This is a genomic window from Microcoleus sp. S28C3 (assembly GCF_036700785.1).
Lineage (GTDB): Bacteria > Cyanobacteriota > Cyanobacteriia > Cyanobacteriales > Microcoleaceae > Microcoleus > Microcoleus asticus.
This window is the reverse complement of the sequence record NZ_JAUBPO010000304.1, coordinates 1-1,120: the sequence shown is the minus strand read 5'-3', so window position 1 is coordinate 1,120 and position 1,120 is coordinate 1. Positions and strand designations below refer to the sequence as shown.

The window sequence follows — 1,120 nt, the reverse complement described above, 5'->3', positions numbered from 1 at the left end:
TTCGTAATTCATATTATTAAGCTCATTTTTTCTTTTATTTTACCTAGAACGATCGCACTTTCGCAAGAGGTCTAATAAACGGATCTGTTCCGCGCGTTGCTGCAACTTTCTTGCCTTTTAGATCGGCGACTTTTTGAATCGAAGAATTCGCCGTAGTTACTAATGCCGTCCATTCCGGCTTCGAGTAAACGTAAATAGACTTGATGGGATTGCCATTGGCTTTGGCAATCAGTGCGGAAGCACCAGAAGTCGAGCCAAAGTCAATGCTGCTGCCATTGAGAAACTCTAAGGCCTTGTTACTACCTTGACTGAGCACCCATTCCACTTTGATATTGGTTTTGGCTAAGTCTTCCTCCAGCCAGCCTTTCTCTTTCAGCACGAGACTGACAGGATTGTAGTAGGCATAATCTAAACGTACTACCGTAGGAAGTGCCGTAGGAGATGAGCCTGGCGATGCTGCTGTAGTGCCAGTTCCAGGAGAGGCAGAATTAGTACAGGCATTGACTAATAGCGCTAGAAACAGCCCAGAAATAAAAAATAGCAGTAACCTACGTCTGGCAATGGCAAACCACTTGCTCATGATTCGTCTCCTGAACTCCTTGCTAAATGTCTCGTTTAATTAGGACTTACGCAGTTTGTACTATAAATCGCTCGATTTACCGTAGTATAGCTGAATTTTATCTTACAGCAAGACACACTCAAGATCAATGGTTAAAAGACCAACTGGACTGTTGGTGGTGCTATGGGCAACTCCCTTGCCAATATGACGATCGCGATCTTGGCTTGATTAGCAAGGGGCGGTTAGCTGTTTTTAACACGTGAGTCGCTACTAGAGAACCACTAAAGCCAGCACTGACGGTCGCGCGCTCGTTGTTGGAGTATCAGAAATCATCAGTATTGTCGGGGTAGTCCTGCATAGTCAGGAATATCTGTTATAATTTACTTATTCAATCTGCCTTAAATTTTAGCTTATGAAATGTCCTCGATGTGATTCTCAATATATTGTAAAAAATGGTCACACTCACAATGGTAAACAAAGTTTTAAGGTAATTGCTCAACTAGGGCAAAAAAGGGAGCGATCAGTAGAGAGAGCTTGTTGAATAGATTGATAAGCCGTCAA

2 protein-coding genes are annotated in these 1,120 nt (G+C 42.9%); one reads left to right on the top strand and one right to left on the bottom strand.

The window, feature by feature from the left end:
• Positions 1-43 precede the first annotated feature (43 nt).
• The gene (locus tag QUA13_RS32585) at positions 44-580 is read right to left on the bottom strand and encodes an ABC transporter substrate-binding protein (RefSeq protein WP_333205245.1); all 537 of its coding nucleotides are present in this window, start codon (positions 578-580) and stop codon (positions 44-46) included.
• Positions 581-971: 391 nt separating this feature from the next.
• On the opposite strand from QUA13_RS32585, the gene QUA13_RS33005 reads away from it, so the two are divergent.
• Positions 972-1,100: an IS1/IS1595 family N-terminal zinc-binding domain-containing protein gene (locus tag QUA13_RS33005; RefSeq protein WP_445242778.1), complete on the top strand. Its 129-nt coding sequence runs from the start codon at positions 972-974 to the stop codon at positions 1,098-1,100.
• Positions 1,101-1,120 lie beyond the last annotated feature (20 nt).

Excerpts from the sequence above, each read along its gene's own strand:
- QUA13_RS33005 (WP_445242778.1), top strand. The coding sequence starts at position 972 with ATGAAATGTCCTCGATGTGATTCTCAATATATTGTAAAAAATGGTCAC.
- QUA13_RS32585 (WP_333205245.1), bottom strand. The coding sequence starts at position 580 with ATGAGCAAGTGGTTTGCCATTGCCAGACGTAGGTTACTGCTATTTTTT.